This is a genomic window from Nocardiopsis sp. RV163 (genome assembly GCF_001029525.1).
In the GTDB taxonomy this organism is placed as follows: Bacteria; Actinomycetota; Actinomycetes; order Streptosporangiales; family Streptosporangiaceae; genus Nocardiopsis; species Nocardiopsis dassonvillei.
The window spans coordinates 21,955-35,608 of record NZ_LEKI01000014.1; the positions used below are offsets into that span (position 1 = coordinate 21,955).

11 protein-coding genes and 1 pseudogene are annotated in these 13,654 nt (G+C 67.8%); 8 read left to right on the top strand and 4 right to left on the bottom strand.

Going from position 1 to position 13,654, the window contains the following annotated elements; all coding sequences use genetic code 11:
* The first annotated feature begins 244 nt into the window (after nucleotides 1-244).
* Nucleotides 245-391: a hypothetical protein gene (locus tag ABD54_RS28280; RefSeq protein ID WP_160313073.1), complete on the top strand. Its 147-nt coding sequence runs from the start codon at nucleotides 245-247 to the stop codon at nucleotides 389-391.
* An 812-nt stretch (nucleotides 392-1,203) separates the two neighbouring features.
* Complete coding sequence (locus ABD54_RS04645; protein ID WP_047868177.1) at nucleotides 1,204-3,027, top strand: calcineurin-like phosphoesterase family protein; 1,824 nt, start codon at nucleotides 1,204-1,206, stop codon at nucleotides 3,025-3,027.
* A gap of 188 nt (nucleotides 3,028-3,215) precedes the next feature.
* Here ABD54_RS04645 and ABD54_RS04650 read toward each other — a convergent pair whose 3' ends face one another.
* The 4 genes from ABD54_RS04650 to ABD54_RS04665 are packed head-to-tail and all read right to left on the bottom strand — an operon-like array spanning nucleotide 3,216 to nucleotide 5,473.
* On the bottom strand, nucleotides 3,216-3,611 hold the full coding sequence (locus tag ABD54_RS04650; protein ID WP_327136495.1) for an L-histidine N(alpha)-methyltransferase: 396 nt from the start codon (nucleotides 3,609-3,611) through the stop codon (nucleotides 3,216-3,218).
* Nucleotides 3,608-4,624, bottom strand: coding sequence for an iron-containing redox enzyme family protein (locus tag ABD54_RS04655; RefSeq protein WP_047868178.1), 1,017 nt, complete (start codon nucleotides 4,622-4,624; stop codon nucleotides 3,608-3,610). The genes ABD54_RS04650 and ABD54_RS04655 overlap by 4 nt, the downstream gene beginning before the upstream one ends.
* Nucleotides 4,621-4,836: a CDGSH iron-sulfur domain-containing protein gene (locus ABD54_RS04660; protein WP_047868179.1), complete on the bottom strand. Its 216-nt coding sequence runs from the start codon at nucleotides 4,834-4,836 to the stop codon at nucleotides 4,621-4,623. The genes ABD54_RS04655 and ABD54_RS04660 overlap by 4 nt, the downstream gene beginning before the upstream one ends.
* Entirely contained in the window at nucleotides 4,829-5,473 is a 645-nt protein-coding gene (locus ABD54_RS04665) for a HemK2/MTQ2 family protein methyltransferase (RefSeq protein WP_047868203.1), read from the bottom strand. Before ABD54_RS04665 ends, ABD54_RS04660 begins: the two co-directional genes overlap by 8 nt.
* Before the next feature lie 258 nt (nucleotides 5,474-5,731).
* Here ABD54_RS04665 and ABD54_RS04670 point away from each other — a divergent pair, with 258 nt between their 5' ends.
* The 6 genes and pseudogenes from ABD54_RS04670 (at nucleotide 5,732) to ABD54_RS27765 (ending at nucleotide 12,858) form a co-directional block, all read left to right on the top strand.
* On the top strand, nucleotides 5,732-6,619 hold the full coding sequence (locus ABD54_RS04670; RefSeq protein ID WP_200904043.1) for an aminoglycoside phosphotransferase family protein: 888 nt from the start codon (nucleotides 5,732-5,734) through the stop codon (nucleotides 6,617-6,619).
* A 286-nt stretch (nucleotides 6,620-6,905) separates the two neighbouring features.
* Nucleotides 6,906-7,469, top strand: a complete 564-nt coding sequence (locus ABD54_RS04675; RefSeq protein WP_152692003.1) for a TetR/AcrR family transcriptional regulator — start codon at nucleotides 6,906-6,908, stop codon at nucleotides 7,467-7,469.
* Between the two features lie 265 nt (nucleotides 7,470-7,734).
* Nucleotides 7,735-8,295, top strand: coding sequence for a DUF4865 family protein (locus ABD54_RS04680; protein WP_047868181.1), 561 nt, complete (start codon nucleotides 7,735-7,737; stop codon nucleotides 8,293-8,295).
* Nucleotides 8,296-8,470: 175 nt separating this feature from the next.
* A pseudogene (locus ABD54_RS04685) lies at nucleotides 8,471-8,689 on the top strand (site-specific integrase); the annotation flags it as partial.
* 516 nt (nucleotides 8,690-9,205) lie between these two features.
* Entirely contained in the window at nucleotides 9,206-12,448 is a 3,243-nt protein-coding gene (locus ABD54_RS29335) for an RHS repeat-associated core domain-containing protein (protein ID WP_082166691.1), read from the top strand.
* A gap of 83 nt (nucleotides 12,449-12,531) precedes the next feature.
* Entirely contained in the window at nucleotides 12,532-12,858 is a 327-nt protein-coding gene (locus tag ABD54_RS27765) for a hypothetical protein (protein ID WP_152692004.1), read from the top strand.
* Nucleotides 12,859-13,654 lie beyond the last annotated feature (796 nt).

Genomic DNA, 13,654 nt, shown 5'->3' on the forward strand with positions numbered 1-13,654 from the left:
CCGCTCAGGCGGGGTCGTTCTCCGGCGGTCCGGCGGCCGCCGGACCCGGGCGGTCCTTCGGGGCCTCGCAACCGAGGGGGTGGATGTGGAGCCGGTCCACGCGCCCGGCCTGGACGACGACGCCCGCCGCGTCGCCGTGGACCCCGTTGCGGACTGTCGCCGGTCCCCGAGCCGGTTCCCCCGTTCCGGCCGAACCGCGACGCGGCTTCTCCACCACCAGACCCGGCCACCGTTGCGCGGCCTTGTGCCTGAGGATTCTCACGAGCAGATCAGCGGTACCCGAGGCGACTTTGCAGGTGAACAGGCCCGCGGCGATCGCGAGAAGGAACTGCAGGAGTTCCGCGGGGCCGAGTTGGAGCGCGAGTTCTCGGGCATGCTCCGCCAGGGGTAACGGCCCCGGAAAGACGAAGCCAGAATGATCGGAGCCAGTGCCTTGATCTTCGCTCGCACCTTCCCGCTTATCCGAAAAGCGACCACGGAGAGGGTACCGGAAAGGGGTGCGGCGCGCGAGGGCGTCACCGGTCGTGGTGCCGCCGCGGGCGACTGGGCCGCCGAGGGCCGCGGGTAAGGGGCCGGAACCCGGTGACGGAGCCGGAACCCGAATCGGGAAACGCGCCGTTCACCTGGGTTTGTGCCGAACCTTGCCGGTTTCGTCACCGGAGGAGTGTGTCGTCCGGGGCGGCCCAGGGGTGCTGTCCGACGCCGCCCCGCGAGGTTTTTCGGCGTGTACGGAGTTGCGCCTTGCTTCCCGGGCCGACGTGCGTAGACATTGGCTGACGTGCGCGGACATTTGTCGGCGACGCCTGGCTCCCGGCTTCGGAACTTTCTCCGAGACAAGTGCGCCAGGAAGCCGGGTGAACCTCGCGTCCCTCACGAAATCAGGACCCGAGCCAGTCCGGGAGGAAACGGGAGAGAACGCCCGGGCGGCCCTAGCCATTCGCAACGTATGGGGATAGAACTGGCTGAGAATAATCAGTGTGCCGCGCCAGTGGTCACCGCCTGGTGGCCGACTGTTGGCCGACGACTGGGCCTTTGTTCAGCCATATCTAGAAAGGTTGCTTCCCGCCGGTCCCCCTGGCCGGTTTTGCTCCCCCTCCCCCGCAGACCGGAGGCAACTGCATGCCAACGACACATTCACGACGTGCGCGAACGCCGAGTGCTCCGCGGACACGCCGTCACTCTCGCGCGGCGCTGGCGGCCTCGATGGCCGCCGTCATCGCCGGTTCCCTGACCGCGGTGTCCGCCCCCGCCGCGGCGGCGCCGTCGGAGAACTTCGACGACACCGCCTACCGCGGTGGGATCGAGGTGGTCCGCACCCCGACCGGAGCCGCCGACGACGCGCTGCTGACCGGCCGGGTGTTCGTCGACGCCGACCGGGACAGCGCCAGCGACGGCGAGGAGGCCGGCCTGTCCGGCGTCATGGTCACCAACGGCCGCGACGTGGTGCTGACCGACGGCGAGGGCCGTTACGAACTGCCCGCGTTCGACAACATGACGGTCTCCATCACGCAGCCGTCGGGCTACCAGGTGCCGATGGACGAGCACAACATCCCGCAGTTCCACTACAACCACCTGCCCCAGGGGTCGCCGGAACTGCGCTACGGCGGGATCGAGCCGACCGGACCCCTGCCGTCCGCGGTCAACTTCCCGCTGGTGGAGAGCGAGCTGACCGCCACCGGCACGCAGAGCTGCGTCATGGCCGGAGACCTGCAGACCTACGACCGGCAGGAGATCGGGTACGCGCGCGAGGGCGCCATCGCCGACCTGGCAGAGCGCCACGACTACGCCGGCTGCGGCACGCTGTTCATCGGTGACGTCGTCGGCGACGACCTCTCGCTCTACCCCGAGATCAAGGACCTGGTCGCCGAGACCAACGGCCCGGCCCGCTTCCTCCCCGGCAACCACGACCTCGACTTCGACGCCCCGAACTCCGAGCACTCCTTCGACACCTACCGCGCGCAGTTGGCACCGGAGTACTACTCCTACGACGTCGGCGACACGCACATCATCGCGCTCAACACCGTCGAGTACCCGTGCGTCGCGGCTCAGGACAGCCCCGAGGGCATCGAGGCGCACTGCGCCGACCCGGAGGGCGACCCGTCCTACAACGGCCGCCTCGACGAGGACCAGCTCGCCTGGCTCGAACGCGACCTGGCCAACGTCGACCCCGGCAAGCTCGTCGTCGTCGCCGGCCACATCGGCCTGCTCAACTACGCCGACTCCACCTCCCCGGTGCACCAGACCGACCAGGTCCGGCGCGTGCACGAGCTGCTGGAGGGCCGCAGCGCCGTGGCGGTGTCCGGCCACAGCCACAGCATCGAGAACCTCAAGACCGGTGACGGCGCCAAGGGCTGGAACGACCTGTTCGGTGTCGAGGGCCTGCCGTTCCCGCACATCACCGCGGGCGCTATCTCGGGCGACTGGTACTCCGGCGCGATCGGGGATGAGGGATACCCGACGGCGATCGGCCGCGACGGCGGACGCCCCGGCGTGGTCACGCTGGACATCCAGGGCAGCGAGTTCCAGGAGCGCTACACCGTCACCGGCGAGTCCGACGACGTGCAGACGCAGCTGGGCGTCAACAGCCCGACCTACCGCGAGTGGGTCGCGGCCCGCCGGGAGTGGAACGGCAACCCGGTGGGCGAGGCACCCGAGCTGGAGGAGCCCCTGGTGGTCGACCGCAGGGACCTGGCCCACGGAAGCTGGCTGACGACCAACTTCTTCTTCGGCTCCACCGGCTCGACGGTGGAGGTCAGCATCGACGGCGAACCGGCCCGGGAGGCCACCCGCACCCAGCAGATGGAGGGCGAGGCCGTCAACGTCGGCGTCGAGTACTCCGACCCGTACGCGGTCGCGCAGCAGCTCGTCCACGGAGGCAGCCTCGCCGACCGGACGATGCACCTGTGGCGGTTCGACCTGCCCAGGAATCTGCGCACCGGTGAGCACACCGCCGAGGTGACCGCGACCGACGCCTACGGCCGGGAGTTCACCGACGTCCTCGAGTTCGAGGTCGTCGGCCGGAGGTAGTCGCGTCTTCGCGGCAGGAGGGCCGCCGCCCCGCACGGGCGGCGGCCCTTCGCCTCTGCCGTCCAGCCCCCGTCGCGGCGGAAGAGGAACAGTCCGTACCGCGCCCCGTGGTCCAGCCACCGGGCCCTCAGACCGAAACCGTGGGCCCCCACCTCGTCGGCCGGCCCCCGCACGTCGAACTTCACCGATCAGCCGACGTTGACGGACCGCCCGCGCGGCACCCGCACGGTCAGCTCCAGACCCGGTACGGGCACCGCCCGGTCGGCCCGGGCGCGAAGGCGCCCCTCCACGGTGGTGGTGTCCGCGTCGTAACACGCCTCCGGGACGAGGTCGTCGAGCACGAAGTCGGCGCCGTGGAGGCGGTTCAACCGGGTGAGGTGGTTGAGCCGGAAGTCGGCGAAGGCCGAGTGCCCGGCGGGATCGTTGCAGCAGGTCTCCAGGGCTTCGCGGCCCTTGCCCAGGTCGGCGGAGACCACGAAGGACTCGCCCGGGCGCAGGGTCCGGGCGACCTCGCCCGGCACCGCGTCGCCCCTGTCGGCGAGCGGGAGGACACGGGCCCGCACCGCCGCTCCAGGTGTTCTCACGTTCTCCTCAGGCCCGTCCCGTCCCGCCCCGTCGCTTCGCGCAAGCTCGACTCGCCCCGGCTCCACCGGTGCAGGAGGTACTCCTCCAGCCGGGTGGCCAGGAGAGTGCCGGCGCGGATGCCGAACACGATGTCGGAGGCCAGCTCGGGTTCGGTGCTCAGCAGCGGTGCGATCACCTCGCGCCGCAGGAGCTGCTCGTGCACCGCGTCGGCCTCGACGTGCTCGGCGTAGAACCGGATGGCGGCCGGACCGCAGTCCAGCCTCCGCATGGCCTTGACCAGCCGGTCCGAGCCGGGGGAGGAGGTGAGCTCGACGGTGGCGAACTGCCCGATCAGCGCTCCGCGCAACCCGCGGTGCAGACCGCACAGCGACATGAAGTTGACCTCGGCCAGCATCTCGGCGGGGGCGGAGTCGAGGTAGGCGCCGTAGTCCGCGCACAGGCCCAGTTCGGCCATCATGTCGGCGAAGAGCGTGGAGTGCGTCCGCTCGGGGTCTCCCGCGCCGTACTCGTCGTGCTGCACGGTCACGAGGGCCGCCTTGGCGGGGCCGTGCAGGCGCGGGATGACGAAGGTCTGCGGGTCGGCCTCCTTCAGGTGGTAGAGCGAGCGGAGGGCGACGTACTCGCGCAACTGCCAAAGCTGCCCGTGGCGGCGCAGGTGGTGGGAGACACCGAACGCGTCGACGCGCTCGACCAGGAGCGCGCCGATCTCGCTCTCGACGTCCGCTCCGGGATCCACCCCGTCCCGGAGCGCGCGGAGGAAGGCCCTCTCCAGCTCGGCGCGCAACGCCAGCAGCGCCGGATCCCACTCGCGGTCGGCGTCGACTCCCCGGAACCCGCGGTAGTGGAGCTCGTAGCAGCAGTAGAGGGCGAGTTGGAGGTCCTCACCGTAGGGCGGGGAGCCGTCCACCGGGGGGAGCCCGGTCCGTTTCCCGCGCAGCGCTTCCAGGACCGCCTCGGAGACCGCGCCGCGGGGGGTGGGCAGCGTCGGCGCCTGCGGTGTCGTCATGGTCATGGGCCGTGCTCCTTCCCTGCGTCGCCGCGTACACGCCGACGGTGGCTGGTGTCGCAGAACGGGCGGCGCCTGCTGCGGCCGCACACGCACAGCGCGGTGACCGCCCGGTCGCTGCGCACGCGCGTTCCGTCGGGCGTCTCCACGTCGACCGGGCCGTAGACGAGGACCGGGCCGTCGTCGGTGACGACGATCCGGCGGCGGTCCTCAGCCATGGCGCGCCTCGATGACCAAGAGTTCCTCCTCCGTCTGGTCGGGGCCGAGCAGTCCGCGTACGCGCAGCGCCGCGGCACGCGCGCGCAGCACCGGACCGAACGGGACGCGGGTCCTGGCGAGGACCTCTGGCACCAGTCCGGCCTTCCCGAGCTGTTCCAACGTGGCCTGCTCGTCCGCGAGTTCGGACTGCACGAGCAGCAGAGCGCCGTCCTCGCTGAGCACCGAGGACGCCCCCGCGCAGATGCGGTCCAGCAGGATCCGCCCGTCCGGCCCGGCGTCCCAGCACCTGGCCATCCGATGGCGGGGCAGCCGCCGACCGGGAGCGGGCATGTAGGGCGGGTTGGCCAGCACGAGGTCGAAGCGGTGCGGGGCCACGGGAGCGAACAGGTCGCCGCGCCGGACCTTGGCCGGGACCCCGTGCAGTCGGCTGTTGAGCCAGCTCGCCAGCACAGAGCGGCGCGACAGGTCGATCGAGGTGAGGCTGGCCGCACCGGCGCGGAAGGCCTCGATGCCCAGTGCCCCTGTGCCCGAACCGACGTCGAGGACGGAGCGCCCGGCGACCCGGCCGTGCTGGCGCAGCACGGCGCGGAGCAGGGAGGTGTCCTCCTGAGCTGGGTAAACACCCGGTGGCCTCATCAGCAGCATGGGGCAGCCACTACCCGGTCCCGAACCCTCCAACCGCCGCGCGGGTCCTGCGCGTGATGGCCTGTGACCTTGAGTGACGAGCTTTCGGGAGTGGTGTTCGCCGGGTGGGCGGCCCGTGGTCCCCGCCCGGGCCCGGGCGGAGCTTCTCGGACTTCCAGTGGTACGTCGAAGCGCAGGACAACTGACCCGCCCCGTGCCCGACACGAAAAAGGGGGAGACCACCGGCGGCCGGTACGCCAAGATCTGAGAATGGAAATGTCCGACGTCACTCGCGCGACGGCGGCCGCGACCCGGGTCGCCGCGTCGCTCGGCCTGCCGACCAGCGGCGCGACCGTGCTCCACAACTCGAACAAGCTGGCGCTGCGGCTGACCCCGTGCGACGTCTTCGCCCGGGTCGCCCCCGTGGGACAGGAGGTCGCGCGGTTCGAAGTGGAGCTGGCCCAGCGGCTCGCCGCTGTGGGGAGCCCGGTGTGCCCTCTGGAGCCCCGGGCGGATCCGCGCGTGTACACACGCGACGGCTTCACGGTGACGCTGTGGACCTACTACGAGCCCGCGACGCCCCGCATCCCACCGGTCGAGTGCGCCGAGGCGCTGGAACTGCTGCACGTCGGCATGCGCCGGGTCGAGGTGCCGAGCCCGCGGTTCACGGACCGGATCACGCAGGCGGAGGACATCGTGGCCGACCCGGACCGCTCACCGGAGCTGGCCGAGGCGGACCGCGTCTTCCTCAGCGGCAGGCTGGCGGACCTGCGACGGACGATCGGGGAGCGCGGCGCCGTCGAGCAGCTCCTCCACGGGGAGCCGCATCCGGGCAACGTGCTCAGCACGCGGATCGGACCGTTGTTCATCGACCTGGAGACGTGCTGCCGCGGACCCGTCGAGTTCGACCTCGCCCATGTTCCCGAGGCGGTCTGCGAGCACTACCCGAACATCGACCAGGATCTGCTGGACGAGTGCCGACAGCTCGTCCTCGCGATGGTCGCGGCGTGGCGCTGGGACCGCGGCGACGAATTCCCGAACGGGAGGCGTTTCGGAGAAGAGCTCCTGCGCGCGCTGCGCGGCGGTCCTCCCTGGCCGACACTCGAAACGATGAGCAAGCGGCTGGGCGGCCTGGAGAAGCCGCCGAAGGTCACGTGAAGGCGGCGAGGAACCGGACGGCGAGGATTTTCACTGCCCGGACCACACGCCTCGGGGCGGGGAGGAGACCACGTCTGGACTGAAGAAGCCTGCGGCGTAGAACGTCTCGCGGAGGATGGCGTTCTCTGGGCCGCCCGCTTCGGGGAGACCTGCCAGACGGTGTTCCCGGGCGCGGCCAGGAAGGCGGCCGCAGCGGCGCGGCCTCGTCCCGGTCGGTCTGGTCGTGTCCCCCGGGCGGGGAGGCCTCCGGTCGATGGCTGTACATACTGATAGGTACAATTTGGTCATGGAGACTCGAGAGCGCTTGATAGCCGCGGCCCAGGAGCTGTTGTGGGCGCGCGGCTACGCGGCGACCAGTCCGAAGGACATCCAGAAGGCGGCCTCGGCTGGCCAGGGCAGTATGTATCACCACTTCCAGGGCAAGGAGGACCTGGCGGTCGCGGCGCTTGAGGAGAGCGCCCGACGCATGCGACGCGACGCTGAGGCTTTGCTGTCCGGACCGGGAACCGCACTGGAGAGGCTGGAGGGCTATCTGCTCCGCCAGCGGGACAGCCTTCGCGGTTGCCGGATGGGGCGGATGACCTACGACGCCGACGTGCTGGCGTCCCCGCCGTTGATGGCTCCTGTGACGACGACACTGGACTGGCTGGTGGACGCCGTCGCCGCTGTCGTCCGTCAAGGCATCGAGAACGGTGAGCTGCTCGACGACATCGACCCGGCGGCTCTGGCCTGCACCATCGCCGCGGTCGTGCAGGGCGGTTACGTTCTCGCGAGAGCCCACGGCAGCGCCTCGCGCTTCGACGCGGCCGTCGAAGGCGCTGTGGGCCTGCTGGAACGCGCCGCGGCGTGAGCCTCCCCGGCCAGGCGGCGTTCACGGGCCGCGTTAGCGCGAAGGTAGCGCGCTCCGCAGACGAGGGTTCGAGGCCGGTCGTGTACGAGGTCATCTCCGCAGCGGACGTCCGCACCCACTGGCGCGGGTCCGGAGCACGGGGACCGATGGCGCATGCCGCCAAGCGGGAAGCCGCGGCCGACGGCGGCACCGCGGTCTGGAACGCACCCGTCTCGGATGCTGCCTACGACGGTTACCAGACAATGATGGGGGAGGGAACTCTCCGATGTATGCCATGCAGTATTCGGTCCCGCTGCCAGTTGACTACGACATGCGAACCATCCGCGATCGCGTCGCTCGAACCGGCCATCTGCTCGACGGCTTCTCAGGCTTGGATTTCAAGGCGTACCTGATCCGGGAGAAGGCGAACGGCGCGCCGGTCAACGAGTACGCCCCGTTCTACGTATGGAACGACATCGACGGGATGAGGGCGTTCTGCTGGGGCGAGCCCGGATACTCCGCGATCGTGCGTGACTTCGGGCGACGCCCGATCCAGGACTGGACCCTCATCGGCCTCGTCAGCGGCCCTCGCCGCCTTGACGAAGCCCGGTCGATGTCGATCTCGACGAGGCCGCTGCCTGCCGGCGTCGCCCCCGCCCACGTGGTCCAGGACCTTACCGGCGGCTTCCTCTCCTCGGCCGGTTCGTCGACCGTGCGCAGGGTGGCGGCAGTCGATGTCACGACCTGGACCCTGCTGCTGGCCGAACTGGGCGCCGACCAGCCGACGGTCGACGGAGAGGCGAGCAGTTACGAGGTGTTGCACGTTTCACCCGGACCCGAGAGCTGAGTCGTGACCTCGTCCGGGACGCTGCGCCCTGCTTCGATCAGGTCCAGCACCTTGCGGCGGAACTCGGCGGGGTATCCACGACGTTCCGTGATGCCCTCCTTCAAGGGGCACGTGGTCCCAGAATCCAGGAATCCGACTCCGAAAAACGCAGGACACACCAGCCTCCATCACACCCGGCACGAAACAGATCACGTTGCACGGGCTCCGCCACGGAGCCGCCTCGCTGGCGCTGGCCGCGGGCACGGACGTGAAGATCGTGTCCAGCGAGCTGGGGCACGCGACCACGCACTTCACCCAGGACACCTACCAGACGGTGTTCCCGGACGTGGCCAAAGCGGCGGCCGAGGCCACCGCCGCCCTGCTACGAGGCCCGACTCCCGTGACGGCCGGGTAGCCGAACCGCCGAGCACACCAGGAGCCATACGGCACCACCAACCCCAGGCCAGCGCACGGGCTCACCCGCGCTGGTCTGGGGTTACCTCATGCCTGGGTCCGGTAACCCACAGGATCAAAGGTCCCCTGGAGACGGCTTCAGGGAAGTGCTCACCCCGGTGAGCATCGTGCCTTTCGCACCATGTTGTCGCCTGGCAACTGTTGTCGTCGGGGCCGGTTCCGGCCACTGAGCCCAGTAGGACTCAGGGACAGCATCTGGCGAAGGCCGTGCTCCGTTTCTACGGGCGTGCGTGTTCACGTGCGCGAACGCGGTCACTGTCCGTTGCTCCCGTGGTCAAACTTGCCGAAGGTCCCTCTCACCCAGGGTCACGCTCTTCACCCTGGGCTCATGGTGCTCGCGGGGTGGGGTTTCGTAACGTACCGGGTGCCTGAGCCCCCGGAGACGGTCCCCGCACCCCAGGGCCGTCATGTTCGGGTAGCACCCGTGCACGTCCCTACCCTGGGAGCGATTCCCCTCGTGAGAAGACACATCCCCTGGTCTTTGGCGGCCGCGACGGCCGCCTCTACCCTCCTTTTGGGGCTGCTGTCCGCGCCCACGGCCCTGGCCGATACCGACCCCCACTCGCCTCGTGATCGCACCGTCGCCATCCCCGATACCTGGCAACCCGGTGAGGCCTCCACCGAACCGGTGGGCCAGGACCCGCCCGCCGAGCCCTGGACCCCACCCGGAACCGACGACGGCGGGGCCGAGAACCGGCGCAGCCCGGACTGGTCCTGCTCCTCGGGCGGGGAGAACCTGGGTCTGGCCTCGTGGTATCCGATGGAGCGCCACCAGATCAGCGACCGCCTGGACGTGGACATCAACCTGGAATCAGGCAACGCCGTCATCCGCCACCGCGACATGACCATCCGCGGCACCGGTGTGCACATGGGACTCAACAGCGTCTACAACTCCCGTGACCTCAACACCCAGTGGAAGCTCTCCTACGGGCGCGACATCGGGCTCAAGTTCGAGTCCGACCGGGTCGCCTTCCACGGCCCCACCGGATCGTGCGACGAGTTCATGGAGAACGAGGACGGTGAGTTCGACACCCCCGCCGGACTCAACGCCACCTTGACCGAGCTGTCCAACGGCCACTACGCGCTGACCTACACCCGCGGTGAATTCGCCGACGAGGTCTGGCACTTCGACGCCAACGGGTGGGCCATCACCCACGCCGACCGCAACGGCAACACCAACAACTTCCGCTACACCACAGGCGGTGACCTGGCCGCGGTGAACGACTCCCAGGGCCGCACCACCTCCCTGTCCTGGGACGAGCACCGACCCACCCAGATCACCGACCCCACCGGCGAGACCGCGGTGGCCTACACCTACGCCAACGACTCCACCCGCCACCCCAGCGGCCTGACCGACCGGGCCGGCAACGAGATCGCCTTCGGCTACACCGGCGGCTACCTCACCTCCATCACCGACGCCGAAGGCGCCACCTGGAAGCTGTCCTACGACGCCCAGGGCCGGGTGACCTCCTTCACCGAACCCCACGGCGAGAACGGCGCGACCTGGTCCTACGACCACGAAGACGGCCAGACCACCGTCACCGACCCGGGCGGCGGCGAGTCCACCCTGGAATTCGACGACTCCGGCCGCCAGACCTCGGCGACCGACCAGGTCGACAACACCCGCTCCCAGACCTGGACGGCCAACTCCGACATCGCCACCACCACCGACGCGTTGGAAGCCTCGGTCACCTACGACTACGACGACGCCAACAACCTCATCGGCACCGAACTGCCCACCGGAGCTTCAACGTCGGTCGGCTACGGCGACGCCATCAACCCGGCCAAACCCACCTCCTTCACCGGCCCGGACGGCAACGAGCTCTCCTTCACCTACGACGAGGCCGGGAACATGGTGCGGGCCCGCTCCGAGGCCGAGGACATCACGGTCGCCGCGATGAACTACCACCACAACGGCACCGTCTCCTCGGCCACCGACGCGCGCGGCAACCGCACTACCTACTCCTACGACGACGTGGGCAACATGACCGGCATGTCCGAGCCGGGTCCCGTGGGTGAGACGTCCTACACCTACGACTCGCTGTCGCGCCTCACCTCGGTCACTGACGGCAATGGTGTGAGGTTGGAGTACGGCTACGACCGCCTGGACCGGGTCGTGTCCGTCTCCCACGACGGCGATGTGTTGCAGTCGATCGTCTACGACGGCAATGGCCGCCAGGTGGCGACCCACACCGACCAGGTCAGTGTGGAGTTCGCCTACGACGGCCGCGGCGGCCTGCTCCAGAGCGTGCGCACCGACTCCAGCGGAAGCGAGACCACCTCCTACGGCTATGACACAGCGGGGAACCTGACCGCGTTCACCGAGCACGGCAAGACCACGACCTACACCTACGACGCCGCGTTCCGGCTGACCTCACTGGTCGACCACACCGGTGCCGAGACCACCTTCGACCACGACGAGAACAACCAGCGCACCAATACCACCCATCCCGACGGGGCCAGCGAGGACCGCGCCTACGACGACTCCGGGCGCCTGACGTCCATCACCACCACCGGCGCGGCCGAGCAGACGTTGCTGGAGGCCTCCTATTCCTGGACGACCAGCGAGGGCTCCGACAGCGACCAGTTGCAGTCCCGCACCATCGACGGTGAGACCGAGACCTTCACCTACGACGGGCTGGACCGCCTGACCAGCAACGGCGAGATCGACTACGCCTACGACGACGCCGGGAACCTGACCAGCGCGGACGGGGAGGAGTTGGTCTACAACGGCGCCGACCAGGTCACCGACGCCCGCGGCGAAGAGGTGGGTCACGACGAGGCCGGGAACATGACCTCCCGGGGCGGCCGGGTGCTGGAGTACAGCCTCACCAACCAGTTCCTGACCGCGGACGATGACGCGGACCTGGCCACCAGCATCAGCTACGACACCACCAACCAGACCCAGATGCGCGGCATCACCGACGTGCACGAGGGCGAGCGGGTCGACCGTCAGTTGTCCAACACCGCGCTCGGGGTCACCAACGTCGCCTCCGAGGGTGAGCGCACCAGTTTCGTGCGCGACGCCAACGGTGAGCTGATCTCGATGGTGGCCTGGGACGGACAGGAGCGGTTCCACTTCACCACCGACCACCAGAACACGGTGCTCGCGATCACCGCCGAGGGTTCCGAAGCCGAGAGTCCGGACGTGGTCTATGACTACACACCCTTCGGTGAGCGATCGGTGGACGCCTCCGGCCAGAGCGGGGCGGCGTCGTTGAACCCGTTCGGGTTCACGGGCGCCTACCAGTTCCAGGACGGGACGGTGCATCTGGGATACCGGTTCTATGACACGAACACGCTCAACTTCACCCAGCCGGATCCGTCCCGGCAGGAGATGAACAACTACGCCTACGGCATGGGCGACCCGATCAACAACACCGACCCACTCGGATTGAAGTCCGCAGCGATTGTGGCAGGTGATATCGGAGCAGCTGCTCTTGGCACAGCAGCCGGTGTGGGGGTGTGCGCGTTGACCGGAGGAATCGGCTGCCTCCTAGGGGGCGCGGTCGCCGGTGCGGCTGCTGGAGGCATGGGCGGGTTGCTTGGAGCCAGTGTGGCGGGAGGGTCGCAAGCCGAAGTTCAACAAGCAGCAACCGCTGGCCTCATTGGTGGCGCGATCACCGGGCCGATGCCTCCTGCCTACTCCTTCTCCTTCGGTCTCGCAACTGGAGGTTATCTAACCTCGGACTCAGCCTGAACCTAAAATGCACAGTGGGGTGAAAAATATCTTCACCCCACTGTGTATGATTCAAGGGGAGGGAAGTACGTAAGTATGGGGCTATGGAGGTTTTTGTGTCAAGCGGAAAAAAATCTGAGGTTGATTTTGTGGAAAAGCTAGCCAAGGCAAAGCCTCTCCTGCTGGCGGCGTATAAGGAATTCCCTGAGCACCCAACTAAAATTGACCGCTTTGCGCTAGGGTGGGGCTACAGTCTTCCGTCTGTTTTGATGCTCATTGTGGCTGCATGGTATGTGAGTCGTGGCATGGCCGGAGGGGCCGTGTTGTTTTTTGTATTCGCAGCGTGCCACTTCCTTTTTGCTGTTCTGCCAAAAATTATCCTGCTCCGCCGTATGCGTCGAGATGAGAAGGAAGGGCCCCGTGGGGAATGAATGAACCACGGCCGCACCTTTGGCTCGCGCAAAAAGATTGCCTCGATTTGTTTGTTTCATGATCATATTTACCACAAGCCCCTTCGCTGTGGCTCCGGTGTTCGAAGATGAACGCCTCGCCAAATAAATGCCCCCAAGTGAGGCGAGAAGCGTTGCTGCTTACTCGGTTATTCCAGTCTTGCCACTTTTCGGGTTTGCGGCATGGAGTGTCTGTGTGCGAGGTGGTGTACTGGGTGGAGTGGCGCTTGCTTGGAAAATTTGAGCGCAAGGTGGTTTGTTGTATGTCGCGTGAGTCGAAAGAAGATTTCATCTCTCGAGTTGCCAAAAGTGGCGCACTTCTTCCGATAGGGTATAAAAGTTTTCCCGAAAACCCCACGCGATCCGACTGGTGGGCATTTATTGGAGGGCTTTCGATAGCTGGTGGTTCCGCTCAGGACGCTGAAAGCGCCATGTGGTCAGGGCTTGTTGAAGGAAGCCTGCTGGCCCCTCTGGGGCCTTGGGGAACTCTGATCGGTATGCACAGCAGCGTTCCACCAAGTTCATAGCCATGGCTCTGATTTATCTGAAGCCGCGGGGCCGTCCAGCGCTCAAGCCGGGTTGGGCGGCCCCGCGCCTCAAGTGCAGTATTCATGTGGGACGCTGACTGATAGAATGCATGGAAAGAATTTTCAGAAAGTGAAGTCAAAATGATTCCATATCCAGAGGATCCCACGGAGAAGCAGCTCCGCCGAATGGCGATCGCCAAGTCCGGATCGATTTTTGGTCTGATCTTGTATGGAATCTGGAGGGGGTTCAA

Coding starts and splice junctions, on each gene's coding strand:
- ABD54_RS04675 (WP_152692003.1), top strand. CDS start 6,906: ATGGAGACTCGAGAGCGCTTGATAGCCGCGGCCCAGGAGCTGTTGTGG.
- ABD54_RS04665 (WP_047868203.1), bottom strand. CDS start 5,473: ATGAGGCCACCGGGTGTTTACCCAGCTCAGGAGGACACCTCCCTGCTC.
- ABD54_RS04670 (WP_200904043.1), top strand. CDS start 5,732: ATGGAAATGTCCGACGTCACTCGCGCGACGGCGGCCGCGACCCGGGTC.
- ABD54_RS04680 (WP_047868181.1), top strand. CDS start 7,735: ATGTATGCCATGCAGTATTCGGTCCCGCTGCCAGTTGACTACGACATG.
- ABD54_RS04655 (WP_047868178.1), bottom strand. CDS start 4,624: ATGACCATGACGACACCGCAGGCGCCGACGCTGCCCACCCCCCGCGGC.
- ABD54_RS04660 (WP_047868179.1), bottom strand. CDS start 4,836: ATGGCTGAGGACCGCCGCCGGATCGTCGTCACCGACGACGGCCCGGTC.
- ABD54_RS04645 (WP_047868177.1), top strand. CDS start 1,204: ATGGCCGCCGTCATCGCCGGTTCCCTGACCGCGGTGTCCGCCCCCGCC.
- ABD54_RS27765 (WP_152692004.1), top strand. CDS start 12,532: ATGGAGGTTTTTGTGTCAAGCGGAAAAAAATCTGAGGTTGATTTTGTG.